Consider the following 23,611-nt stretch of genomic DNA (forward strand, 5'->3'; position numbering starts at 1 on the left):
GGCGCCCCGTTCATCGTGTCGCTCCTTCCGCCACCGCGTCGGTGAGGTGGCTGACGGTCATGCGTGCGGTGAACATCGCCCCGTCGGAGGTGTTGGTCACAGAGATCTCACCACCGTGACGCTCGCAGACCAGACGGGTGAGCGCCAGACCGATCCCGCGCTCGCCCTCCTGGGCGGCCTTGGTCGTGAAGCCGTGCGAGAACACCTCCCGGGCGAGTTCAGGTGCGACGCCGGGACCCGAGTCGCGGACCACGATCTCCACACTGGAGGCGTCCTGCCGCAGTTCGACCTCCACCCAGGCCTCATGACCGCCGGGTTCATGGCCGCCGGGTTCACGTCCGCCCGGTTCACGTCCGACGGCCGCGACGGACGCGGCGTCCACGGCGTTGTCGACGAGGTTGCCGACCACCGTCGCCACGTCGGCGGCGTCCTCCGGGGTGAGCCGGTCGAGGGCGGTCCCCTCCGAGATGCGCAGGCTGACCTTCCGTTCCGCCGCCAGGGAGGACTTCGCCATGAGCAGGGCGGCGACGGCGGTGTCACGGACGCGGCGGCTGAGGGTGACGTCCAGCGACTGACGGCGCTGGTTCAACGCGCGGATGTAGCGCACGACTTCGTCCTGTTCACCGATCTGGATGAGTCCGGAGATGGTGTGCAGCTGGTTGGCGAACTCATGGGCCTGCGCCCGCAGTAGCTCGGAGGAGCTGCGGAAGGATCCGATCTCCCGTTCCAGCCGGGCCAGTTCGGTGCGGTCCCGCAGGGTGGTGACCGAGCCGAGCGGGCGGCCGTCCTTGACGACGGTCATCCGGTTCATCACGAGCACCCGCCCGTGCCGGACGACGACCTCGTCGCGCTCGTCGCGCGAATCATGCTCATCACGCTCGCCGTGCTCGTCATGCTCGCCGCGCTCGCTTTCGGTTGCCGCGCCGTCCCGGTCCCCCGCCAGGACGTCCCGCAGCCGCCCCTCGATGCCGAGTTCGGCGAGACTTCGGCCCACGCAGTCGGCGGGCAGGTCGAGAAGGCGCCGGCCCATGTCGTTGGCCAGGGTCAGCCGGTGCTGCGGGTCCAGGGCGATCACGCCCTCGGCGATCCCGTACAGCATCGCCTCGCGGTGCTCGGCGAGGCCGGCGATCTCGCGGGGTTCCAGGCCGAGGGTCTGCCGTTTGACGCGCCGGGCCAGCAGCCAGGAACCGATCAGACCGAGCCCGCTGGCGATGCCCAAGTAGGCGAGGAGGTACGAGGACGCCCCGTTCAGACGCTGCCACACCGTCGGGTCCGCCTCGCCGATCATCACCGTGCCCAGGTGCCGGCCGAGGTTCCTCTGCGTCGCACCGAGTACGGGCACCTGTGCCACGAGTTCGCGGTTGCCGTCCAGCGTCAGTGAGCCGGACCAGCCTCGGCCCACGGCCGCGCCCTCGCCCAGGGGCAGCGGGTCGCCGATCACCGTGGGGTCGGTGGAGCTGACGATCCGGCCGTCGGCGTCGGCCACCGTCACCGAGGTGACCCCGGACTGTGTCTGCGTGGAGTTCACCAACGGGGCGAGGGCCTGCCGCGGCGCGGGCTGCAGGAGTTGGCTGCGCGCCAGGGGGTTGGCGGCCAACTGCTCGGCCAGCGCGATGACCCGGCGGCCCTCGACGCGGTTGAACGTCGCCTCCGACTGCGCGAGGGAGACCGCGGCGACCGCCAGCAGCACCACCACGACGATGGCGAGCTGAAGCACCAGCATCTCGCCCGCGAGGGTCTGGCGACGGAAGGCGGCGACCACGACGGACTCAATCTCTCGTGCTGACACGGCATCGAACGGCTCAGCTGCCGGGTCACCCCATCATGGCCCCCGCCGGGGGCCGGTGACGAGTGCCGGGTGACACAAAGACCGTCGGGTGACACAAAGACCACAACCTCCGTTGGTTCCGGAAGAGAGACAGACTCCGGACCGCGGGGGCACCATGTGGCCCACATCACGCTCCGCCCCCCGTCCCCGCTCCCCGTCCCCGCTCCTCGTCCCCCCCTCCCCATCCCACTGCTCCCCGTACTCCCCTCCCGATACCTCATCGACGTACCGACAGGTGGTGGAACTCGTGCGCCTGCGCACTCCCCTCGCCCTGCTCGGGGCCGCCGTGCTCGTGCTCGTGGGACCTCCGCTGCTCACGCCCGGCAGCGGCGCCGAGACCGGCACACAGATCCCTGGCCTGCGCTTCATGGTCCCCAACACGCCCGGCGGCGGCTACGACATCACGGCCCGGACGGCCGCGAAGAACGCCGAGGACGCCGGACTCACCCACAACGTCGAAGTGTTCAACCTGCCTGGCGCCGGCGGCACCGTCGGGCTGAGCCGGCTGGTGAGCGAGCACGGCAACGGCAAGCTCGCCATGTCGATGGGTCTCGGCGTGGTGGGCGCGGTGCACTCCAACGACGCGCCCAAGACACTCGCTGACACCACCCCGATCGCCCGGCTCACCGAGGAGCAGGACGTCGTCGTGGTCGGCAAGGACTCCCCGTACAAGTCGGTCGACCAGCTCGTCGGCGCCTGGAAGGCCAACCCGGGCAAGCTTCCGGTGGGCGGCGGGTCCTCGCCCGGCGGGCCCGACCACCTCGCGCCCATGCTGATGGCGCGGGCCGCGGGCATCGACCCGAAGGACGTCAACTACATCCCCTTCGACGGCGGTGGCGAGCTGCTCGCCTCGATCCTCGGCAACAAGGTCGCCTTCGGGGTGTCCGGCGTCGGCGAGTACCTCGACCAGATCAAGGCGGGCGAGCTGCGGATCCTCGCCGTCACCGGCCCCGAGCGCGTCGACGAACTGGACGCGCCCACCCTCAAGGAGTCCGGCTACGACGTGGACTTCACCAACTGGCGCGGCATCGTCGCCCCGCCCGGTCTGTCCGACGCCGAACGCGACAAGCTCGTACGCCTGGTCGAGGAGTTGCACGACTCCCCCGAGTGGCGGAAGTCCCTGGAGCAGAACGGCTGGGACGACGCCTTCCTGACCGGCGCGAAGTTCGGCGACTTCCTGGACGCCCAGGACAAGCGCGTGATTTCGGTGCTGAAGGAGCTGGGACTGTGACGACGCGGACCACCGACATCCCCCCGACGCCCCCGACGTCCACGGACACACGGCGCTCGTGGCTGCGTGAGCACTCCGAACTCGGCGTCTGCGTCATGCTGTTGGGGCTCGGCGCGCTGGTCCTGACCGACGCGCTCACCATGGACGTCGACATCACGCAGCGGGGGCCCGTCGGACCCAAGACCGTGCCGATCGTGGTCGGCATCGGGCTCCTCGTGATCGCCGCGCTCCTCGCCGTCGACGTCCTGCGCGGCGGTCATGGCGAGGCGGAAGGCGGCGAGGACGTCGACCTGTCCGAACCGGCCGACTGGCGCACGGTGCTGCTGCTCACCGGGGTGTTCCTCGGGTCGGCCGTCCTCATCGAACCGCTCGGCTTCCCCATCGCGGGCGCGCTCCTCTTCTGGGGTGCCGCCTTCGCGCTCGGCAGCCGCCGGCTCGACAAGGACCCTCTCATCGCGGCCGTCCTCTCCCTCGCCACCTACGCCGTCTTCAACAACCTGCTCGGAGTACCCCTGCCGGGCGGCCCGCTGATGGGAGTGCTGTGACATGGACGCCTTCAACTCCCTGATGGACGGCTTCGGTACGGCCCTCACACCCGTCAACCTGCTGTGGGCAGCCCTCGGTGTGCTGCTCGGCACCGCGATCGGTGTCCTGCCCGGCATCGGCCCCGCGATGGCGGTCGCGCTGCTGCTGCCGGTCACGTACGGGCTGGAGCCGATCGGCGCGTTCATCATGTTCGCGGGGATCTACTACGGGGCGATGTTCGGCGGTTCGACCACCTCGATCCTGTTGAACACGCCCGGCGAGAGCGCTGCCGTGGTCGCGGCCATGGAGGGCAATCCGATGGCCAAGGCGGGGCGGGGCGCGCAGGCGCTCGCGGCCGCCGCCATCGGTCACTTCGCGGGCGGCCTGATCGGTACGATCCTGCTGGTCGCGCTCGCCCCGACGGTCGCCGAGCTCGCGGTGGACATCGGCGCGCCGGACTACTTCGCCATCATGGTGCTGGCGTTCATCGCCGTGACGTCGGTGCTGGGCTCGTCCCGGATCAGAGGGCTCGCGTCCCTGCTCATCGGTCTGACCCTCGGCCTCGTCGGCCTGGACCAGATGACCGGCCAGCAGCGGCTCACCTTCGGTTCCCTCCAGCTCGCCGACGGTATCGACGTGGTGATCGTGGCGGTCGGTCTGTTCGCGATCGGCGAGGCGCTGTGGGTGGCGGCGCACCTGCGGCGCAGTACGGGCGAGCCGATCCCGGTGGGCCGGCCCTGGCTGGGCCGTGCCGATGTGCGGCGGACCTGGAAGTCGTGGCTGCGCGGACCGCTGATCGGCTTTCCGTTCGGCGCGATCCCGGCCGGCGGCGCCGAGATCCCCACCTTCCTGTCGTACGCGGCGGAGAAGCGCCTGTCGAAGCACCCGGACGACTGGGGCAAGGGTGCGATCGAGGGAGTGGCGGGGCCGGAGTCGGCGGCGTCGGCCTCCGCGGCGGGCACCTTGGTGTCCATGCTGACCCTGGGTCTGCCGACGACGGCGGTAGCGGCCGTGATGCTGGCGGCCTTCCAGCAGTACGGTATCCAGCCGGGCCCACTCCTCTTCGAGCGCGAACCCGACCTGGTGTGGGGTCTGATCGCCTCCCTCTTCGTCGGCATGGTGCTGCTGCTCGCGCTCAACCTGCCGCTGGCGCCGGTGTGGGCGAAGCTGCTGCGCATCCCCCGGCCGTACCTGTACGCGGGCATCCTGTTCTTCGCGGCGGTCGGCGCGTACGCGGTCGGCGGCGAGGTCATCGACCTGGTGATCCTCCTGATCATCGGCCTGATCGGCTTCGGCATGCGGCGCTACGGTCTGCCGGTGCTGCCCGCCGTCATCGGCGTCATCCTCGGCCCCAACGCCGAGCAGCAGCTCCGCCGAGCCCTGCAGATCAGCGACGGCAGCGTCTCGGGACTGGTCAACACGCCCTTCGCGGTGACGGTGTACGCGGTGACGGCCCTGCTGCTGATCTGGCCCCTGCTGAAGAAGCTCGCGACCCGGGGCCGCGCGAAGGCCTGACCCGCGCCGGGCGCCGAGGACTTCCGGACCGTCCTGGGTCGCCCGGCCGGTGGATCGTCCTGGGTCGCCGAGACCGGGGCGGGGTCAGGAGATCTCCAGCGCGGCCTCGTCCGCGAGGGCGGACAACTGCGCGGCGATCGCCGCGGAGACGTCGCGCACCAGCAGCTCCCCTGCCTAGTGCCGCGACAGGCCCCGCCGTGCCTGCCAGATCATCCGCCGCTCGTACGAACTCGTCGTCGACCGGCTGACCTGAACACTCCTCGGGCTCCGGCGTCCGCCGACCCCCTTGCCCCCGTCACGGCTCACACCTAGCCTGCCTTTGTGCCGCTAATAAACAAAGCCCGAAAGCACAGCGCCGTGCCGGGCGGTCACAGCAGCGACCTCACCAGGCTCCGTATCGCCCTCACCGTCTTCTTCGCCCTCGACGGCTTCGTCTTCGCCGGCTGGGTCGTCCGCATCCCCGCCATCAAGGAACAGACCGGCGCCTCCGCCAGCGCGCTGGGCCTCGCGCTGCTCGGCGTGTCCGCCGGAGCCGTCATCACGATGATGCTCACCGGGCGACTGTGCCGCCGCTACGGCAGCCACCCCGTCACCGTCGTCTGCGGCGTCCTGCTCTCCTTCAGCATCGCGCTGCCCCCGCTCACCCACTCCGCCCTCACCCTCGGCGCCGTACTCCTGGTCTTCGGCGCCGCCTACGGCGGGATCAACGTCGCCTTCAACAGCGCCGCCGTCGACCTCGTGGCCGCGCTGCGGCGTCCCATCATGCCGAGTTTCCACGCCGCGTTCAGCCTGGGCGGAATGGTCGGGGCGGGGCTCGGCGGCCTCGTCGCGGGATCCCTGTCCCCGATGCGGCACCTGCTGGGCCTGACGGTGATCGGCCTGCTGGTGACCGCCGGAGCGGGGCGCGTCCTGCTCCGGTGCGAGGCCCCGGTGCCGCCGGACGGCGAAGAGCCCGGGGCGCGTCCGCCTCGCGAGGAACGAGTCCCGCGGAGGCTGGACGCCCGGACCCGCCGGCTGGTCATCGTCTTCGGCCTGATCGCCCTCTGCACGGCGTACGGCGAGGGCGCCCTGGCCGACTGGGGCGCCCTGCACCTGGAGCAGGACCTGGGTGCTCATCCGGGTGTCGCCGCGGCCGGCTACACCTGTTTCGCGCTGGCCATGACGATCGGCCGGCTGACCGGGACCAGGCTCCTGGAACGGCTCGGGCTGAGCCGGACCGTGGTCGCGGGCGGCGCCACGGCCGCCGTCGGTATGCTCCTCGGCTCGCTCTCGCCCTCCGTATGGGCGGCCCTGCTCGGCTTCGCCGTCACCGGGCTCGGACTCGCGAACATCTTCCCGGTCGCCGTCGAACGCGCCGGAGCGCTGGCAGGCCCCAGCGGCGTAGCCGTCGCCTCCACCCTGGGCTACGGCGGCATGCTCCTCGGCCCGCCCGCGATCGGGTTCATGGCGGACTGGTTCTCCCTGCCCACCGCCCTCACCAGCGTGGCGGTGCTGGCGGCGGTGGCGGCCGCCGTCGGGTACGGGACGCGACGGGCGACACAGGCCGACGCCTGACGGACCGACAGACCGACAGGCCGACCGACCGACAGACCGGCCGACCGACAGACCGGCCGGCGGCCGGCGGCCGGCGGGCAACCGGCTTCTGCTAGCGAGTGGCCGGGGAGGCGGTTCGACACCCGGAACACGACCGGCAGCGTGCCGCCGTCACACAGCGGCACACGGCACAGTGGTGTCCACACGCACAGTGGTTTCCCTCGCGCAGTGGTGTCCCGGCACCGAACAGATCAGGAAGTTGATGTCATGACCGACAAGCTCACTGTCAGTGTCCTGGGCACCGGAATCATGGGCGCCGCGATGGCCCGTAACCTCGCCGGCGCCGGACACACCGTCCGGGCCTGGAACCGCAGCCGCGACAAGGCCGAACCGCTCGCCGCCGACGGCGTGCACATCACCGGTACGCCCGCCGAGGCGGTCGAGGGCGCCGACGTCGTCCTGACGATGCTGTACGACGGCCCCGCCGTGCTGGACGTGATGCGGCAAGCCTCGCCCGCCCTGCGCGCCGGCACCCCATGGGTGCAGTCGACGACGGCGGGCATCGAGTCCGTCCGCGAGCTGGCCGGTTTCGCCCGCGAGAAAGGCCTGCTCTTCTACGACGCGCCCGTGCTCGGCACCCGACAGCCCGCCGAGGCAGGGCAGTTGCTCGTCCTCGCCGCCGGGCCGAGCGACGGCCGGGATGCCGTGACGCCGGTCTTCGACGCGGTCGGCGCCCGTACGGTGTGGACCGGCGAGGACGGAGCCGCGGGCAGCGCCACCCGTCTCAAGCTCGTGGCCAACAGCTGGGTCATCGCCGCCACCAGCGCGACCGGCGAGACCCTCGCCCTGGCCAAGGCGCTGGGTGTGGATCCGCAGAGCTTCTTCGACGCCATCGCCGACGGCCCGCTCGACATGGGGTACCTGCGCGCCAAGGGCGCCCTCATCCTGGAGGACCGGTTCTCGCCGGCCTCCTTCGCCGTGTCCACCGCCGCCAAGGACGCCCGCCTGATCGTCGAGGCCGGCGAGCAGCACGGGATCCGCCTCGATGTCGCGGCCGCGAGCGCCGAACGCTTCGACCGTGCTGCCGCACAGGGCCACGCCGACGAGGACATGGCCGCCACCTACTTCGCGAGCTTCGACGAGAACCCCGGGGACGCGGATCCCGGAGATCCGGCCACCGGGTCGGACGCGGACTCCGCCGCCTGAGCGCCGGGTTGAGAGGACGGTACGCAGTAGGAGCGCCGGGCGGCGTTCGGGACTCCGTGCACTCCTCCCCCGGAGTGCCCTCCATCGGGCACACTTCCCCCCATGGAGACTGCCGAGCTCATTCGAACCCTGGACCGGGAGGGCCGGTGGCTGGCCGAGGCCGCGGAGAAGGCCGGGCCCGGCGCCGTGGTGCGGACCTGCCCGGACTGGCGGGTGCGGGATCTTGTGCGGCACACCGGCATGGTGCATCGCTGGGCCACGGCGTTCGTCGCCGAGGGACACACGTCGTACCACCCCGACGGCGGCCTGCCGGACCTTGACGGCGCCGAGTTGCTGGCCTGGTTCCGGCACGGGCACCGGCGGCTCGTCGACACGCTCGCCGCCGCGCCGCCCGACGTAAAGTGCTGGAGTTTTCTGCCGGCCCCGTCACCACTGGCGTTCTGGGCGCGGCGGCAGGCCCACGAAACGACCGTGCACCGGGTCGACGCCGAGTCCGCGCTCGGCGCCGGACCCACGGGCGACGCCGAATCCACGGGCCCCGCCGAGTCCGCACTCGGAGGTGTGTCGAGCGCGATCGGCGTGGACTTCGCGGTCGACGGCATCGAAGAACTGCTCCTCGGCTTCCACGCACGGGACAAGAGCCGGGTACGGACGGACGAGCCGCGCGTACTGAGGGTGCGGGCCTCGGACACGGCCGCCGTGTGGACCTTGCGCCTGTCGACCGGACCGCCCGCTGCCGAGCGGGGTGAAGCGGCGGACGCAGACTGCGAGTTGACGGGAACCGCCGCGCACCTCTACCTGGCGCTGTGGAACCGCCGGGCCGCCCCTGCCGTGACGGGCGACGCGTCACTCGCGAAGCTGTGGCGGGAGAGGTCCGGAGTCACCTGGAGCTGAGCCGACCTGCCGGCAGCGGTCAGCCGCCCGCACCGAAAGACCCGCCCGATCCGCCCGTCTCGCCCGCCGACTTCCGCGCCGACACCGCTCTTTGCAGCGGCAGCACCTTGTCGCCGGCTCCCAGGCCGTGACGTGCCCGGCGGGCTTCCTTGCCCTGCCGGGCGCTCGGCTGTGACACTGCCCGTATGGAACACACCAGGGGGCAGCGGACTCAGTCCGAGCGGGACGCGATCACTGTGGAGATCGGATACGCGCTGGCCAGCGCCGTGTTCGCCGCGGCCGTGGTGTTCGGAGTTCTCGCCGGCCCCGCACTGCTTTTCGACCTGCCCCAGGCGGTCGAAAGGGTCCTGCTCACCGCAGGGACCGCGCTCGCGACCGTCCTCTTCCTCCTACGGGTGATCTCGGTACTGGTCCGTTTCCGGCAGGGCTCTCAGCCCAGCCAGCCCGGCCGCACCAGCCCCGACTCGTAGGCCAGGACGACCAGTTGGGCCCGGTCACGGGCTCCCAGCTTCACCATGGTGCGGCTGACGTGGGTCTTGGCCGTCAAGGGGCTGACCACGAGACGCCTCGCGATCTCGTCGTTCGACAGTCCGATGCCGACCAGCGCCATCACCTCCCGCTCCCGCTCGGTGAGCCGGGCGAGCGCGTCCGCGGCCGCCGGCTCCTTCGAGCGCGCCGCGAACTCGGCAATCAGGCGACGCGTCACACCCGGCGAGAGCAGTGCGTCGCCCTCGACCACCGCCCTGACAGCGCGCAGGAGTTCGTCCGGTTCGGTGTCCTTGACGAGAAAGCCGGACGCCCCCGACCGAATCGCCTCGAAGACGTACTCGTCGAGTTCGAAGGTGGTGAGCATGACGACCCTGACGTCCCGCAGATCCGGGTCGTCGGTGATGCGACGCGTCGCGGCGAGGCCGTCGAGCACCGGCATACGGATGTCCATCAGGACGACGTCGGGCCGCAGTGCGCGTACTCCCCGCAGGGCCTCCGCCCCGTCGGCGGCCTCTCCCGCCACCTCGATGTCCGGCTGGGCGTCGAGAAGCGCTTTGAAGCCCGCGCGCACCAGTGACTGGTCGTCGGCGAGCAGTACGCGGATCACTGGTCCTCCTTGGGTGTGCGGGACTTCTCGGGTGCCGAAGGCGCCGAAGGCTGCGGGGGTTGCGGGGGTTGCGGGGGTTCCGCGAGCGCCGGTGGTGCCTCGGACGACGAGGCCCCCGGCACCCCGAGCGCGTTCTTCAACGGCAGCACGGCCAGTACCCGGAAGCCGCCGTCCTCGCGTGGCCCGGCCTCGATGGTGCCACCCAGGGCCGCGGCCCGCTCCCGCATTCCGGCCAGTCCGTTGCCGCTGCCGCCCGCGTCCTCGCCGGTCGCCGGGCCGTCGTCGTCGACGCGCAGCCGCAGGGCGTCGCGTGTGCGGTCGACCCACACGCGCGCGTGCCGCGACCCGGAATGCCGTACGACGTTGGTCAGCGCCTCCTGGACGATACGGAACGCGGCGAGATCGGCGCCCGGCGACAGTCTCCCGCTGCCGCCCCGGTTCTCGACGGCGTCGGCGACGGCGACGGTCAGACCGGCACTCGCCGCCTGTTCCACGAGTTCGGGGAGACGGTCGAGGCCGGGCGCCGGAGCGCGGGGCGCGTCACCGGGCGTGCGCAGCGTGTCGAGTACGTGGCGCACCTCCCCCAGTGCCTCCTTGCTCGCGGCCTTGATGGTGGTGAGCGCGGTACGTGCCTGCTCCGGGTCGGAGTCGAGCAGCGCGAGGCCGACGCCCGCCTGGACGTTGATGACCGAGATGCTGTGCGCCAGGACGTCGTGCAGTTCGCGGGCGATGCGCAGCCGCTCCTCGTCGGCGCGCCGCCTGGCCGCCTGCCGGCGTTCGGCCCGGTCGCGGTCCCACTGTTCATGGCGGACGCGGACGAGTTCGGAAACGGCGAGGATCGCCACCGTCCAGGCGGCGATGGCGACCTCCTCGCCCCATGAGGAGGCGGGGTCCCCCTTCGGGGGCAGCCACCGGTAGAGCCAGTGCCCCACCAGAAGATGGACCGTCCACAACGTGCCGAGCGCGGCCCAGGCCGCCCGGCGGTGCCCGGCGACGACCGCGCTGAAGCAGGCGAGCGCGACCGTGAGGAAGACCGGTCCGTACGGATATCCCCCACTGAAGTAGACAAGTGCCAAGGCCGCGGCGCCGGACACCACCAGCACCGGAAACCGCTGCCGCCACAGGAGCAGCAGACTGCCCCCGAGGAGCAGGGCACGCGCGAAAGCGTCGAGCGGCTCCCGTTCGGGCTGTGCCTGGGCGGCGAAATTGCTGCCGACGAGGACGAACACGGTGAGAAGCAGCGTCGAACGCCACGGCCAACGAGGCCGGCCGTCGACCTCTTCCTCCTCGCCGCGAGGGTTCCACCACGGGGGCCCGTGCCACCGGCTCCGTGCTGGACCGCCCCTGGTCCAGGGTGGTCCACCGCACCGGCGTGTGCGCTGCTCTGCCATGCCCGCCACGCTAGACGCCGCGGGCCGCCGGGGGCGTCAGCCGAGCGAGGTGATCACACCTACTCCCGGCGGAGTACGCGCTTCGGCCCGAGCCCGGCGGCCTCCTTGCTGACCGCACCGCTCGGCTCATCGGGATCTCGGACGTCGCAGCTGCAGCGCGACGGCGAGGACGTCATCTGGCTGACCCTGGACCCGTCTGCGACGGGTGTCACCGACATCGAAGTGCTCGACGGACGCGATCTGGGCCCCGCCACCCGCCGGCCCGGACAGTCACGGAGCCCTGTACCCGAGCCCGCTGAGTGAGCACGGTGCGGTGCACAGTCTCAACAGGCCCAGGTCTTCAGCGGTCGAACCTGGTCAGAGCCCGCTGCGCCATCGGATGCGAGCGCATCATCTCGCCCAGGGAGGTGGAGCCGCGGGTGATGCCCGCGAACGCCTTCCACGCGGGCCGCAAGCCGGTGAGCGCGGCATGAAACGCCCCCGGCCGGCGCTCGAAGATCGCGAGCAGGCGCTTGCCGATGCTCATCTCCACACCCAGCCCCGCCTTGATCGCAAAGGCGTAGTTCAGTGCCTGCCGCCGCGTGTCCACGGCGTCGTGGGCCTCCGCGATCCGGACCGCCCACTCCCCCGCCAGCCGCCCGGAGCGCAGCGCGAAGGAGATGCCCTCGCGGGTCCACGGCTCCAGGAGCCCCGCCGCGTCCCCGCACACCAGCACCCGCCCCCGCGACAGCGGCGAGTCGTCGGCGCGGCAGCGCGTCAGATGCCCGGACGAGATGCTGGGCTCGAAGCCGGCGAGGCCGAGCCGGGCGACGAAGTCCTCCAAGTACCGCTTGGTGGCGGCCCCTTCGCCGCGCGCCGAGATCACCCCGACGGTGAGGGTGTCGCCCTTGGGGAACACCCACCCGTAACTGCCGGGAAGAGGACCCCAGTCGATGAGGACCCGGCCCTTCCAGTCCTCGGCGACCGTCTCCGGCACCGGGATCTCCACTTCCAGGCCGAGGTCGACCTGGTCGAGCTTCACCCCGACATGTGCTGCTATGCGGCTGGCGCTGCCGTCCGCGCCGACCACCGCCCGCGCCAGCAGCGTCTCGCCGTCCTGGAGGACGACGGCGACCGAGCGCCGGTCGGGAACCGCCGAACCGTGCTGTTCCACCCGCGAGACCGTGGCCCCCGTACGCAGTTCGGCGCCCGCCTTCTGTGCGTGCTCCACGAGCTGCTGGTCGAACTCCGACCGGTTGATGAGCCCGAAGAGCATCTGCTTGGAGCGACGGGTCCGTGTGAACCTGCCGTCGAGCGAGAACGTGACCGCGTGGATCCGGTCCCGCAACGGCAGCTCGAAACCCGGCGGGAGTGCGTCACGGGTCGGTCCGATGATGCCGCCGCCGCACGTTTTGTAGCGGGGCAGGTCCGCTTTCTCCAGCAACAGGACGCTGCGTCCCGCGACCGCTGCCGCATAGGCGGCCGAGGCGCCCGCGGGCCCCGCGCCGACCACCACGACGTCCCATACCCGCTGTCCGCCATCCTGTCCGTCGTCCGAAGAGTTCTCGCTGCTCACGATGGTCTGCTGCTCCGATCCAGCCGCCTGCCGCACGTACTCCACGCATCCTACGGCGGCGTCCGCCGAAGACCGCTGTGGGAGGATCGGCAGCGTATGCAGCGCGCACATCCATCGGCGCGCGCATCAGCAGCCGTACCCGTTCGTACAACGTCGCACCCACGAGGAGCGTGCCCATGTCGTCGCATCCGGTCGCCGAGACCGTCGCCTCTCTGATACCCGGGGCGAAGGCGGAGCTTACCGAGCTGGTGGCCTTCAAGTCGGTGGCGGACTTCGACCAGTTCCCGCGGAGCGAGAGCGAGGGCGCCGCGAACTGGGTGGCCGACGCGCTGCGCGCCGAGGGTTTCCAGGACGTCGCCCTGCTCGACACCCCTGACGGCACACAGTCGGTGTACGGCTTCCTGCCCGGTCCCGAGGGCGCGAAGACCGTTCTCCTGTACGCGCACTACGACGTGCAGCCGCCGCTCGACGAGGCCGGGTGGGTCACACCGCCGTTCGAGCTGACCGAGCGGGACGGCCGCTGGTACGGGCGCGGAACCGCCGACTGCAAGGGCGGCCTGGTCATGCACCTGCTGGCGCTGCGCGCCCTCAAGGCGAACGGCGGCGTCCCGGTCGGCGTCAAGGTCATCGCGGAGGGTTCGGAGGAGCAGGGCACGGGCGGCCTGGAGCGGTACGCCGAGGAGCACCCGGAGCTGCTCGACGCCGACGCGATCGTCATCGGCGACTCCGGAAACTTCCGGGTCGGTGTGCCGACGGTCACGACCGCGCTGCGCGGCATGACGCTCGTCCGTGTCCGGGTCGACACCCTCGAAGGCAATCTGCACTCCGGGCAGTTCGGCGGCGCGGCGCCCGACGCGCTGGGCGCCCTGATCCGCGTACTCGACTCGCTGCGCGCCGAGGACGGGTCGACGACGGTCGACGGGCTGACGAGCGCCTCGCGGTGGGACGGTCTGCAGTACGACGAGACCCAGTTCCGCAAGGACGCCAAGGTGCTCGACGGTGTGGAACTGATCGGCTCGGGAACGGTCGCCGACCGCATCTGGGCGCGGCCCTCCGTGACCGTCCTCGGCATCGACTGCCCGCCGGTGGTCGGCGCCACCCCGTCCGTGCAGGCGGGTGCCCGCGCGCTGGTCAGCCTGCGCGTGCCGCCGGGCGTGGACGCCGCCGAGGCGACCAAGCTGCTCCAGGCCCATCTGGAGGCGCACACACCCTGGGGGGCGCGGGTGAGCACCGAGCAGACCGGTCAGGGGCAGGCGTTCAGCGCCGACACCACGAGTCCCGCGTACGCGGCGATGGCGGAGGCGATGAGCGTCGCGTACGACGGCGCCGAGATGCAGTACGCGGGCCAGGGCGGCTCCATTCCGCTGTGCAACACCCTCGCGTCGCTGTACCCGCAGGCGGAGATCCTCCTGATCGGGCTGAGCGAGCCGGAGGCCCAGATCCACGCCGTGAACGAGAGCGTGTCGCCCGGCGAACTGGAGCGGCTCGCCGTCGCGGAGGCATTGTTCCTGCGGAACTACGCGGCCGGCTGAGCGGGTCCGGGGCCGCACGCCGAGGCCGCAGGGCGCGCCGTGGGCTCGGGCATGCCCTGCGGCCCCGGCGTGCGGCGCGCTGGCGCCCGGGGATGTTTCACCCCCGCCGCCCCTCCCCGTCCCGTACCCGGGGGCTGCGCCCCCAGACCCTCCTGTCGGCCTGGACGGCCTCGTCCTCAAATGCCGGACAGGCTGAAAAGACAAACGCCCCGCGGGGCAGAGGGCGTACGAGCGGCCGCGGTACGGCTCCTACCCCCTGGGCACCCCGGCCTCCAGGTACAGGGCGGCGCCCCGCTCCCGTGCGCGCAGCGCCCAGCGCAGTCGCTCGTAGCGGACGGGTGGCAGGAGCGTGGCGGCCTCCTCCTCGGTGACGAAGCGCCAGCCCCGCAGTTCGGGGCCCGGCAGCAGCATCCGCCCGGCCGCGCCGCCGTCGAGCCTGCCGCCGTCGTAGAGGAGGCGCAGGCCGCCGTAGCCGGGGGGTACCGGGGGCTCCCAGTCGACGACCAGCAGGCGGGGTACGTCGGTGAGTCGGATGCCGGTCTCCTCGGCCACCTCGCGGATGCCCGCGCGCGCCGGCGCCTCGCCGGATTCGACGACTCCGCCGGGGAACTCCCAGCCGGCCTTGTACGTCGGGTCGACGAGCAGCACCCGGTCCTGCTCGTCGAAGAGGAGTACCCCCGCCGCGACGGTCTCCGAGGTCGGCTCGGGAGTCTGCACGATGTCGCAGACCGGCACGGATCCGCTACTCACGGCCTCGGCGACGCGTACGGCCGTCTCGTAGGGAGTGAGCGTGCTGTTGTCGACGGGGTGGGCGTCCACGGTGAGCCAGCCGGCCAGGGCGGCGCGGTACGGCTCGATGTGGTCGTACGCCCACCGGCGTACCCGTATCTCCCCGGCCGGGAGGTCCAGCGGGACCTCCCGGCCGGCTATTCGCTCGCGCAGGATCGTTTCCGCCGGGGCGAGAAGCACATGGCGCACCGCGATCCTGCGGGACGCGAGTCCGCCGAAGATCTCGTCGCGGTAGTCCTGGCGGAGCAGTGTCATGGGGACCACGAGCACGCCCCCGAGTTCGGAGAGCATCGCGGCCGCGGTGTCCATCACGAGCCTCCGCCAGATCGGCAGGTCCTGAAAGTCACCGACCTCGGCGAGGCGCTTGGCCGGCAGCAGCTGTGCCAGCCCGGCGCCGATGACCTCAGGGTCGAAAAGTGTGCTGTTCGGGATCAGGTCGACCAGTTCCCGTGCGGTGGTGGTCTTCCCCGCACCGAACGCACCGTTGATCCAGACGATCACGGTTCCCCCTCTGCTGTTTGACCCCCTGAGGCTTGCCCGCTTCACCCTGCCACGGAAACCAGGCCTTGATGAGGTCGCGTTCGACGGGCCGAACGCATACGAAAACCCGGCCCTCCAGGGGGCCGGGCTCGTGGTCGGATCAGGCCGGAAAGGCGGTCAGCCCTCCCGCTCCAGGTCGTTGCCGTCCATGGTCAGGGTGCCGTCACTGATCGCCTGGTCGACAGTGCTGGAGGTGTCCCGGAGGTCGAGGTTGCTGAGGGCGTCGCCATTCAGGGAGTGGGACGGAGTGACGGCCGCCACCACGAAACCGGCGGCGAGGGACGCGATGGCGAGCATGCTGCGCTTCTTCATGCCCGGTTCAACTGTCGACCCGCCCATGGGTCACGGTCGGGCTTTCCGGCACCCACGACCGGCCCTTCATCGAGTCCGGTGACATCCGATGTCCTGACGCGCCCGCAGGCGCCACGGATCCTTCGAATGATGACCGCGTCAGGACCCCACCCCCAGGTGCAACTCAACACAACCGCACGTGGCGCTTAGATCTCACACCCTAATACGAGCATGGTCAAGGGTTTTGACGGGATATCGAACAACTGCCGCCACTCCCTCCCCCTCCCTTCCACCACAGTGAAACAGGTCCTACCATAAACGCGCACAGATGACGCGGACATGCAGACATCCAACCTTTCGCGAGTACGGAGGAACGTAACGATGCGTCACCTTCCCACCCGCACGACTCGTCGAAGAGCGGTCGGAGCCCTCACCGCAGGGCTGCTCGGCGCCTTGGGGCTGACCGGGCCGGTCCCGGCCGCCAACGCCGAAGCGCCGGCCGGAGTATCGGCCCGGACGTCAGCGGCACCGGCCGCGCCGGCCCTGGACGACGGTCTCGCCCTGACCCCGCCCATGGGCTTCAACAACTGGAACTCCACGCACTGCCGTGCGGAGTTCAACGAGGAGATGGTCAAGGGGATCGCGGACATCTTCGTCGACAAGGGGCTCAAGGACGCCGGGTACGAGTACGTCAACCTCGACGACTGCTGGGCGCTGCCCGCCCGTGACGCGAACGGCAAGCTGGTGCCGGACCCGGCCCGGTTCCCGGGCGGGATCAAGGCTGTCGCGGACTACGTGCACTCCAAGGGACTCAAGCTCGGCATCTACACCAGCGCGGGCACCAAGACGTGCAACGACGCGGGTTTCCCCGGCGGGCTCGGCCACGAGTACAGCGACGCCCAGCAGTTCGCGGACTGGGGCGTCGACTACCTGAAGTACGACAACTGCAACAACCAGGGCGTGGACGCCAAGCTGCGCTACAGGACGATGCGTGACGCCCTGAAGGCCGCCTCGCAGACAACCGGCCGCCCCATCGTCTACAGCATCTGCGAGTGGGGCGACAACAAGCCCTGGGAGTGGGCGGCGGATGTCGGTCACCTGTGGCGTACGACCGGGGACATCAGTGACAACTGGGGCTCGATGCTCTCGATCATGAAGCAGAACCTGCCGCTCACGCAGTACGCCGGCCCCGGGCGGTGGAACGACCCCGACATGCTGGAGGTCGGCAACGGCGGAATGACGGACACGGAGTACCGCACGCACTTCTCGATGTGGTCGATCATGGCCGCGCCGCTGCTCATCGGCTCGGACCTGCGGTCCGCGTCGAAGGAGACCTTCGACATCCTCGGCAACAAGGAGGTCATCGCGGTCGACCAGGACCCGCTCGGCAAGCAGGGCGCCGTGCTCTCCTCCGAGGGCGGTCGCCGGGTCGTCGCCAAGGAGATGAAGGACGGCAGCCGCGCCGTCGCCCTCTTCAACGAGACCGGCAGTCCCCAGCGCATCGCCACGAGCGCGAAGGCCGTCGGACTGCCCGAGGCGAACGCCTACACGCTGCGCGACCTGTGGCAGCACAAGAGCTACAACACGGCGGGCGCGATCTCGGCGACCGTCCCCGCACACGGCACGGTCCTCGTCCGCGTCTCGGCCGACGGCCGCTGGGCCAAGAACCCGCCCGCCGTCGAAATCGGCCTGGAAGGCGGCACGTTGACCGAAGCAGGCAAGCCGGCCGCCTTGACGACCTCGGTCACCGACCTGGGCCGCACGCCCGCGAAGCGTGTCGCCGTCTCCCTGACCGGACCCCAGGGCTGGAAGGTGAAGGCCAAGTCGCCGACCACGGCAGGCTCCCTCCCGACCGGCAGGACGTTGCGCACCAAGTGGACGGTGACCGCGCCCGCCGGCACACCCCCGGGGCCGTACGACCTGACCCTGAAGGCGAACCACCGTTCTTCGAGCGGGGTGCGGGCCGAAAGTGTGCTGCCCCTGACGACGTCCGTCGTGGTGGCCCCGCCTTCCGGCACCTCGCATCTCGGCGATCTCCCCTGGCTGTCGACGACGAACGGCTGGGGTCCCGTCGAGCGCAACACCAGCAACGGCGAGAACGCCGCGGGCGACGGCACACCCCTCACGGTCAACGGTGTCGTGTACGCCACCGGGCTCGGCGTCCATGCGGACAGCACCGTCGAGTTCTACACGGGCGAGGCCTGCGAGACCGTCACCGCGCAGGTCGGTATCGACGACGAGGAGGGCACGGACGGGTCCGTCGCCTTCGAGATCTGGGCCGACGGCACGAAGGCCGCCTCGACCGGCGTCCTCACCAACGCCGAGGCGGCGCAGGCTCTTTCGGCCGACGTGAGCGGGGCGCAGGTGGTACGCCTCGTCGTCACGGACGGCGGTGACGGGATCACCTCCGACCACGGCGACTGGGCGGACGCACAGCTCACCTGCTGACAGCAGCCGGCCGAGAGTGGCCGGCGAAGCAGTTCCCCGCGCCCCGGGCCCCGCAGGGGCGCGGGGCTGTGTCGGTACGCGCCTCCGTCTTCGGACGGTGGGCGCGACAGCCCACACCGCCCGAAGACGGAGGCGGCTCAGCCGCCGACCCCCGCGGCGGTGGCGCTCGGCCTGCGGCTGAGCGCGGCCGCCGCCGCGCCGACAAGACCGGCATCCGTGCCCATCTGCGCGGGCGTCACGGTGAGCCGCCGCACGAACGACAGCGTGGCGTAGTCGCGCAGGGCGGCACGCAGGGGCGTGAACAGGACGTCGCCGGCCTTCCCCACTCCCCCGCCGATCACCGCGATGTCGATCTCCACCAGGGTCGCGGTCGCCGCGATGCCCGCTGCCAGCGCCTGCGCGGCCCGCTCGAAGGAGGCCGTCGCGACGGGATCACCGGCCCGGGCGGCGGCAGCCACGGCGGCCGCGGAGGTGTCGCCCTCCGGACCCGGCTGCCAGCCGCTCTCGATGGCGCGGCGCGCGATGTTCGGACCGCTGGCGATGCGCTCGACGCATCCGCGCGACCCGCACGGGCACAGGTCACCGTCCAGGTCCACGCTGATGTGGCCGATGTGACCGGCGTTGCCCGTCGGCCCGGGGTGCAGCTGACCGCCGAGGACCAGGCCGCCGCCGACACCCGTCGAGACGACCATGCAGAGCGCGTTGTCGTGGCCGCGGGCCGCCCCCTGCCAGTGCTCGGCCGCCGTGATCGCCACGCCGTCGCCGATCAGCTCGACGGGCAGCCCGCCCGTCACGGCGCGGACCCGCTCGACAAGGGGGTAGTCGCGCCAGCCGGGCACGTTCACCGGGCTCACGGTGCCCGCCGAGGCGTCCACGGGGCCGGCGCTGCCGATGCCGACCACCGCGACCCTGCTCCACAGCGGTGAGCCGGTCAGCTCGCCGAGTACGGCCTCGACGGCCCGTATGACGATGTCGCCGTGCTCCTGGGCGGGCGTCGGCCGCTGGGCGCGCAGCAGGATCCGGCCGTGGCCGTCCACCAGCGCTCCGGCGATCTTGGTGCCGCCGATGTCGAGCGCGGCCACGAGGTCGGTGTGCATCAGTGTCAGTTCTCCCGATCGGATCCTGATAGGACCATGTGGACCATGAGGAAAGGGCAAGCCGGTCGCGTAACAGGGGAGGGTAGGCCGGAAAGTGCGATGGACAGTCTCTCTCGCATCTGACAACGTTGTCCAGGCTCTATGCTCGACGCCACATCCCGATCCGGCTGCCCACCGCGTCCGCCAGGACCCACGCAGCCCCACGGACTACAGGACAGGACAGCGCATCGTGGCCGAGACCGCCCGCCGAACCGAGAGCCGCTACGGCAACCGTCCGACCATGAAGGACGTCGCCGCGCGTGCCGGGGTCGGCCTGAAGACGGTGTCACGCGTAGTCAACGGCGAGCCCGGCGTCACCCCGGACACCGAGCGCCGGGTGCAGGAGGCGATCGACGCGCTGGGTTTTCGGCGCAACGACAGTGCGCGGGTGCTCCGCAAGGGCCGCACCGCGAGCATCGGTCTCGTCCTGGAAGACCTGGCGGACCCGTTCTACGGTCCGCTGAGCCGGGCGGTGGAGGAAGTGGCCCGGGCCCACGGCGCCCTGTTGATCAACGGTTCGAGCGCCGAGGATCCGGACCGCGAGCAGGAACTGGTCCTCGCGCTGTGCGCGCGCCGCGTCGACGGGCTGGTCATCATCCCGGCCGGTGACGACCACCGTTATCTGGAGCCCGAGATAAAGGCGGGCGTCGCCACGGTGTTCGTGGACCGCCCCGCCGGGCAGATCGACGCGGACGTCGTGCTCTCCGACAGCTTCGGCGGTGCGCGCGACGGCGTCGCCCACCTCATCGCGCACGGCCACCGCCGGATCGGGTTCATCGGGGACATGCCCCGCATCCACACCGCCGCGGAGCGTCTGCGCGGTTATCGCGCCGCCATGGAGGACGCCGGTATCCCGGTGGAGGACGGCTGGATGTCCCTGGGCGTCACAGGGCCGGAGCGGGTCCGCCGAGCGGCCGAGACCATGCTCTCCGGCCCCTCCCCCGTGACCGCCGTCTTCGCGGGCAACAACCGCGTGACGGTCACGGTCGTACGCGTCATCACCGAGCACGCCCGCCCGGTCGCCCTGGTCGGCTTCGACGACATCGAACTCGCCGACCTCCTCCAGCCCGGAGTCACCGTCGTCGCCCAGGACGCCGCCCAGCTCGGCCGCACCGCCGCCGACCGCCTCTTCCGCCAGCTCGACGGCTCGCTCATCCTGCCCGAACGCATCGAACTCCCCACGCGTCTGATCACCCGCGGCTCGGGCGAGCTGCCGCCGGCCGGCTGATACATGGCGTTCCCGGACGACGTCTTCGACCCCGCCCTCGAAACCTTTGACGACCCCCTCGAAGCCCGCACCCTCGAAGCCCTCGGCCTGGCCGTGGCGCCGCGCGACCACCCCCTGCTCTATCCCGGCGCCTGGCCCGGGGAGTCGGGGCTCCTCGACGGGGACCGGCTGCTGCCTCTGACCCGCCGCACGTTCCCGGGCCGGGTCCCCGTCCTCGCGGTCGGCTCCAACGCCTCCCCCGCTCAGCTCCGGCACAAGATGCGGCAGTACGAGCTGTCGTCCCCGATCCCCCTGGTGAAGGCGCGGGTCACGGGGCTGGAGATCGGCGTGTCGGCGCACGTCAGCGCCATGGGATACGTGTCCGCGTCGCCCTTTCGCGCCCCCGGGCACACCCGGGAACTGTTCATCACCTGGCTGGACCCGGCGCAGCTCGCCGCGGTCGACGCGAGCGAGGGAGTCACCAGACCGTCCGGTGCGTACGATCGCGTCCTGCTGCCCTCCACCGGCTTCCGGGTCGAGCTGGAATGGGGCGAACCGCTCGACGTCGCCCACCTCTACGTGAACCGCCATGGCGTCCTCCACGACGGCACCGGGGCTCCGCGCGAGCATCCCGGCGAACGGGGGCTGCTCGCAGCACTTCTCGCCGAGTCACCGCGGTTGAGGGAGCTGTTCGGGTCCACGCCCGAGGAGTTCTGCTCCCGCGCGCGCGGCGATCTGCGGCTCTGCGCCGAGGGGACCCGCCTCTTCGCCCGGGAGGGCCGCACGACGGCTTCCGGTCTGGAGAAGTACGTACGCGGTCAGCAGACGGGCAGTCCCGGCACAGGTGAGTCGTTGTCGCCGCCCTCGATGTAGACGTCGCTGACGTACACGTCGGTGTTGCCGCTGTCGTCGTCGGTCTTCGCCCACCAGGTGTTCGTCCACTGCCCGTCGGTCTCGCGACGCCCCAGGTCCTGCTGACAGTAGAAGTAGTTGGTGCCGGAGTCGAGGCTGCCTGCCCGGGCTCCCGCGGCGGTGTACGACGCCGCGGTCTTCCAGACCTGGCAGTTGTACTTGCCGCCGCCGGCGGCCTGGCAGACCGGTGCGGAGTCGGACGCTTCCCCTCCGTCTGTCGTACCGCCCTTGGTGGCTTCAGGCCGCGGCGAGGGAGTGTTGTCCGTCGAGTCGGTCGCCTCGGTGGGGTCCGGCTTCCCATTCGGGGGCGAGGGCTTCTCCTTGTCGTCCCGCTCCGTGGGCTTCTTGTCGTCCGTCAGGTCGACCGAGCCGCGGGTGGCGCCCGGGGAGGTTGTTCCGGCCGCGCCTCGGGAGGACTCGGGGCGAGCGGCGGTGGGCTCGTCGGAGTTCTTCAGCAGGGCGAGGGTGACGCCTGTCGCGGCCAGCACCACGGTGACGGCCACGGCGCCGAGCAGGACGCGTCCCCTGCGGCGGGACGCGGCAGGCGCGGCAGGGGCGGCCGGGGCAGGCGTAACCGACGTGGCCGACATGCCCGCCCGCGGAGTCGGCTCCGGCGGCCCGAAGGCTCCGGAGCCGAGCGGCTCGGACGGCCCGTGCGGCCCTGACGGCCCGGACGGCGACGAGGCCGCCGGGAGGCCCGACGCCGGAATGCCGGATGCGCTCCCGTGCGGTGCGCCGGACCCGTGCGGTGTGCCGGACTCGTCTCCCTGTGGGGTGTCGGGCCACAGGGGGTCCGGCGCGGGGTCTCCGGGCCGGGACCCGCTCCCGTCCGAAGCGCCGGCCTCGGGGCCGCCCGCGCCCGTGGACCCGAACGCCGCGGCCTCGGGACCCGGGCCCCGCTGCGGCGGCGGCCCGAAACCGGGCGGTGTCACCCGCACGCTGCGTTCGATCGTGTCCCGCACCGGCGGCTGGGGTGCCCTCAGCCCGCGCGTCGCCGAGTCCTGGTCGGTCGCCTCCGCCACCGCCTCCAGGAGCTGACGCGCCAGGCCTGCCTCCGGGCGGGCATCGGGTTGTTTGTGCATCAGCTGTCGCAGCACGGGGCCGAGCGGCCCGGCGTGCCGCGACTCCGGCAGTGGTTCCGCGACGATCGCCGTGAGCGTGGACCACGTGGACGTGCGGCGGAACGGCGAGACGCCCTCGATGGCCGCGTAGAGCGTGGCGCCCAGGGCCCAGATGTCGGAGGCGGGGCCCGGCTCGTGCCCCTGGGCACGCTCGGGTGCCAAGTAGTCCAGCGAACCGACCAGTTCACCGCTGCGCGTGAGGTGCGTGGTGGAGCCGTCGCCGGGGTCCTCCATCGAGGCGATGCCGAAGTCCGTGAGGACGACCCGGCCGGAGCGGTCGAGCAGGATGTTGCCGGGCTTCACGTCACGGTGCAGGACACCCGCCCGGTGGGCCGCGGCGAGCGCCTCCATCACCTTCGCGCCGATCCCGGCGGCCTCGCGGGCGTCGAGGGTGCCGCGCTCGCGCAAGACGTCGTCCAGGGAAGGACCGTCCACCAGCTCCATCACGATCAGCGGGCGGCCGTCGATCTCGACCACGTCGTGCACGGCGACGACGCCGGGGTGGCGAATCCTGGCCGCCGCGCGCGCCTCACGTTGCATGCGCAGCCCCAGGCCGGCCAGTTCGGGCGCTCCGGCGTCCGTGTAGGTGCGGAGTTCCTTGACGGCCACCTCCCGGCCGAGCACCTCGTCGAGGGCCCGCCAGACAACACCCATTCCGCCGCGCCCCAGTTGGGCCACGACGCGGTAGCGCCCGGCCAGGAGCCGCCCTGTCCCGTCCGGCTGTTCCGTCTGTCCCGTCTCCCTGGGGCGGTCCTTCTCCCCCGGCTGCTGGTTCTCCCCCGCAGACACCGCTGCCCCGTTCCTGTGGCACGTCAATGAAGTGCCGCCCAGACTACGGGGCACAGGTGACGGCGCGGGCCG

The 23,611-nt window shown here is 71.7% G+C and carries 20 protein-coding genes and 1 pseudogene; 12 read left to right on the plus strand and 9 right to left on the minus strand.

Annotated features, from left to right (window positions below; all coding sequences use genetic code 11):
* Window positions 1–10: 10 nt before the first annotated feature.
* Complete coding sequence (locus AB0D14_RS13500) at window positions 11–1,762, minus strand: ATP-binding protein (protein ID WP_362778199.1); 1,752 nt, start codon at window positions 1,760–1,762, stop codon at window positions 11–13.
* A gap of 313 nt (window positions 1,763–2,075) precedes the next feature.
* Between AB0D14_RS13500 and AB0D14_RS13505 the strand changes: the two genes are divergently transcribed.
* From AB0D14_RS13505 to AB0D14_RS13530, 6 genes are all read left to right on the plus strand, one after another.
* The gene (locus AB0D14_RS13505) at window positions 2,076–3,059 is read left to right on the plus strand and encodes a tripartite tricarboxylate transporter substrate binding protein (RefSeq protein ID WP_362778202.1); all 984 of its coding nucleotides are present in this window, start codon (window positions 2,076–2,078) and stop codon (window positions 3,057–3,059) included.
* A complete protein-coding gene (locus tag AB0D14_RS13510; RefSeq protein WP_362777965.1) occupies window positions 3,056–3,604 on the plus strand; it encodes a tripartite tricarboxylate transporter TctB family protein in 549 nt (182 codons plus the stop codon). The genes AB0D14_RS13505 and AB0D14_RS13510 overlap by 4 nt, the downstream gene beginning before the upstream one ends.
* Window position 3,605: 1 nt before the next feature.
* The gene (locus tag AB0D14_RS13515; RefSeq protein WP_362777967.1) at window positions 3,606–5,099 is read left to right on the plus strand and encodes a tripartite tricarboxylate transporter permease; all 1,494 of its coding nucleotides are present in this window, start codon (window positions 3,606–3,608) and stop codon (window positions 5,097–5,099) included.
* A gap of 321 nt (window positions 5,100–5,420) precedes the next feature.
* Window positions 5,421–6,653 carry an MFS transporter gene (locus AB0D14_RS13520; RefSeq protein WP_362777969.1) on the plus strand — a complete coding sequence of 411 codons (1,233 nt, stop codon included), beginning with the start codon at window positions 5,421–5,423 and terminating at the stop codon, window positions 6,651–6,653.
* Between the two features lie 246 nt (window positions 6,654–6,899).
* Window positions 6,900–7,838: an NAD(P)-dependent oxidoreductase gene (locus AB0D14_RS13525; protein ID WP_362777972.1), complete on the plus strand. Its 939-nt coding sequence runs from the start codon at window positions 6,900–6,902 to the stop codon at window positions 7,836–7,838.
* Window positions 7,839–7,940: 102 nt separating this feature from the next.
* The gene (locus AB0D14_RS13530; RefSeq protein WP_362777975.1) at window positions 7,941–8,732 is read left to right on the plus strand and encodes a maleylpyruvate isomerase family mycothiol-dependent enzyme; all 792 of its coding nucleotides are present in this window, start codon (window positions 7,941–7,943) and stop codon (window positions 8,730–8,732) included.
* A gap of 19 nt (window positions 8,733–8,751) precedes the next feature.
* On the opposite strand, the gene AB0D14_RS13535 is transcribed toward AB0D14_RS13530, so the two are convergent.
* The gene (locus tag AB0D14_RS13535) at window positions 8,752–8,910 is read right to left on the minus strand and encodes a hypothetical protein (protein WP_362777978.1); all 159 of its coding nucleotides are present in this window, start codon (window positions 8,908–8,910) and stop codon (window positions 8,752–8,754) included.
* A 7-nt stretch (window positions 8,911–8,917) separates the two neighbouring features.
* On the opposite strand from AB0D14_RS13535, the gene AB0D14_RS13540 reads away from it, so the two are divergent.
* On the plus strand, window positions 8,918–9,202 hold the full coding sequence (locus AB0D14_RS13540; RefSeq protein WP_362777980.1) for a DUF6332 family protein: 285 nt from the start codon (window positions 8,918–8,920) through the stop codon (window positions 9,200–9,202).
* On the opposite strand, the gene AB0D14_RS13545 is transcribed toward AB0D14_RS13540, so the two are convergent.
* The 3 genes from AB0D14_RS13545 to AB0D14_RS13555 form a co-directional block, all read right to left on the minus strand.
* A complete protein-coding gene (locus AB0D14_RS13545) occupies window positions 9,163–9,828 on the minus strand; it encodes a response regulator transcription factor (RefSeq protein WP_362777981.1) in 666 nt (221 codons plus the stop codon). The genes AB0D14_RS13540 and AB0D14_RS13545 overlap by 40 nt on opposite strands.
* A complete protein-coding gene (locus tag AB0D14_RS13550) occupies window positions 9,825–11,219 on the minus strand; it encodes a sensor histidine kinase (protein WP_362777982.1) in 1,395 nt (464 codons plus the stop codon). Before AB0D14_RS13550 ends, AB0D14_RS13545 begins: the two co-directional genes overlap by 4 nt.
* 340 nt (window positions 11,220–11,559) lie before the next feature.
* Complete coding sequence (locus AB0D14_RS13555) at window positions 11,560–12,774, minus strand: geranylgeranyl reductase family protein (protein ID WP_362777984.1); 1,215 nt, start codon at window positions 12,772–12,774, stop codon at window positions 11,560–11,562.
* A gap of 176 nt (window positions 12,775–12,950) precedes the next feature.
* On the opposite strand from AB0D14_RS13555, the gene AB0D14_RS13560 reads away from it, so the two are divergent.
* Window positions 12,951–14,306 carry a dipeptidase gene (locus AB0D14_RS13560; protein ID WP_362777987.1) on the plus strand — a complete coding sequence of 452 codons (1,356 nt, stop codon included), beginning with the start codon at window positions 12,951–12,953 and terminating at the stop codon, window positions 14,304–14,306.
* Window positions 14,307–14,403: 97 nt separating this feature from the next.
* A pseudogene (locus AB0D14_RS13565) lies at window positions 14,404–14,600 on the plus strand (cobyrinic acid a,c-diamide synthase); the annotation flags it as partial.
* On the opposite strand, the gene AB0D14_RS13570 reads toward AB0D14_RS13565, so the two are convergent.
* Window positions 14,556–15,596 carry an NUDIX domain-containing protein gene (locus tag AB0D14_RS13570; protein WP_362777990.1) on the minus strand — a complete coding sequence of 347 codons (1,041 nt, stop codon included), beginning with the start codon at window positions 15,594–15,596 and terminating at the stop codon, window positions 14,556–14,558. The pseudogene AB0D14_RS13565 and the gene AB0D14_RS13570 overlap by 45 nt on opposite strands.
* Window positions 15,597–15,752: 156 nt before the next feature.
* Window positions 15,753–15,947, minus strand: coding sequence for a hypothetical protein (locus AB0D14_RS13575; protein WP_362777992.1), 195 nt, complete (start codon window positions 15,945–15,947; stop codon window positions 15,753–15,755).
* Between the two features lie 360 nt (window positions 15,948–16,307).
* Between AB0D14_RS13575 and AB0D14_RS13580 the strand changes: the two genes are divergently transcribed.
* On the plus strand, window positions 16,308–18,374 hold the full coding sequence (locus AB0D14_RS13580) for an NPCBM/NEW2 domain-containing protein (protein ID WP_362777994.1): 2,067 nt from the start codon (window positions 16,308–16,310) through the stop codon (window positions 18,372–18,374).
* A gap of 137 nt (window positions 18,375–18,511) precedes the next feature.
* Here AB0D14_RS13580 and AB0D14_RS13585 read toward each other — a convergent pair whose 3' ends face one another.
* Window positions 18,512–19,471, minus strand: a complete 960-nt coding sequence (locus tag AB0D14_RS13585; RefSeq protein WP_362777997.1) for an ROK family protein — start codon at window positions 19,469–19,471, stop codon at window positions 18,512–18,514.
* Between the two features lie 229 nt (window positions 19,472–19,700).
* Here AB0D14_RS13585 and AB0D14_RS13590 point away from each other — a divergent pair, with 229 nt between their 5' ends.
* Entirely contained in the window at window positions 19,701–20,738 is a 1,038-nt protein-coding gene (locus tag AB0D14_RS13590; RefSeq protein WP_362777999.1) for a LacI family DNA-binding transcriptional regulator, read from the plus strand.
* Window positions 20,739–20,741: 3 nt separating this feature from the next.
* Window positions 20,742–21,590: a hypothetical protein gene (locus AB0D14_RS13595; protein ID WP_362778000.1), complete on the plus strand. Its 849-nt coding sequence runs from the start codon at window positions 20,742–20,744 to the stop codon at window positions 21,588–21,590.
* Here AB0D14_RS13595 and AB0D14_RS13600 read toward each other — a convergent pair.
* Window positions 21,536–23,428: a protein kinase gene (locus AB0D14_RS13600; RefSeq protein ID WP_362778203.1), complete on the minus strand. Its 1,893-nt coding sequence runs from the start codon at window positions 23,426–23,428 to the stop codon at window positions 21,536–21,538. The two genes, AB0D14_RS13595 and AB0D14_RS13600, sit on opposite strands and share 55 nt — an antisense overlap.
* Between the last annotated feature and the right edge of the window lie 183 nt (window positions 23,429–23,611).

Origin of the sequence: Streptomyces sp. NPDC048484, from assembly GCF_040651415.1 — a bacterium.
Lineage (GTDB): Bacteria > Actinomycetota > Actinomycetes > Streptomycetales > Streptomycetaceae > Streptomyces.

Excerpts from the sequence above, each read along its gene's own strand:
- AB0D14_RS13530 (WP_362777975.1), top strand. The coding sequence starts at position 7,941 with ATGGAGACTGCCGAGCTCATTCGAACCCTGGACCGGGAGGGCCGGTGG.
- AB0D14_RS13550 (WP_362777982.1), bottom strand. The coding sequence starts at position 11,219 with ATGGCAGAGCAGCGCACACGCCGGTGCGGTGGACCACCCTGGACCAGG.
- AB0D14_RS13525 (WP_362777972.1), top strand. The coding sequence starts at position 6,900 with ATGACCGACAAGCTCACTGTCAGTGTCCTGGGCACCGGAATCATGGGC.
- AB0D14_RS13575 (WP_362777992.1), bottom strand. The coding sequence starts at position 15,947 with ATGAAGAAGCGCAGCATGCTCGCCATCGCGTCCCTCGCCGCCGGTTTC.
- AB0D14_RS13515 (WP_362777967.1), top strand. The coding sequence starts at position 3,606 with ATGGACGCCTTCAACTCCCTGATGGACGGCTTCGGTACGGCCCTCACA.
- AB0D14_RS13595 (WP_362778000.1), top strand. The coding sequence starts at position 20,742 with ATGGCGTTCCCGGACGACGTCTTCGACCCCGCCCTCGAAACCTTTGAC.
- AB0D14_RS13585 (WP_362777997.1), bottom strand. The coding sequence starts at position 19,471 with ATGCACACCGACCTCGTGGCCGCGCTCGACATCGGCGGCACCAAGATC.
- AB0D14_RS13540 (WP_362777980.1), top strand. The coding sequence starts at position 8,918 with ATGGAACACACCAGGGGGCAGCGGACTCAGTCCGAGCGGGACGCGATC.
- AB0D14_RS13580 (WP_362777994.1), top strand. The coding sequence starts at position 16,308 with ATGCGTCACCTTCCCACCCGCACGACTCGTCGAAGAGCGGTCGGAGCC.
- AB0D14_RS13560 (WP_362777987.1), top strand. The coding sequence starts at position 12,951 with ATGTCGTCGCATCCGGTCGCCGAGACCGTCGCCTCTCTGATACCCGGG.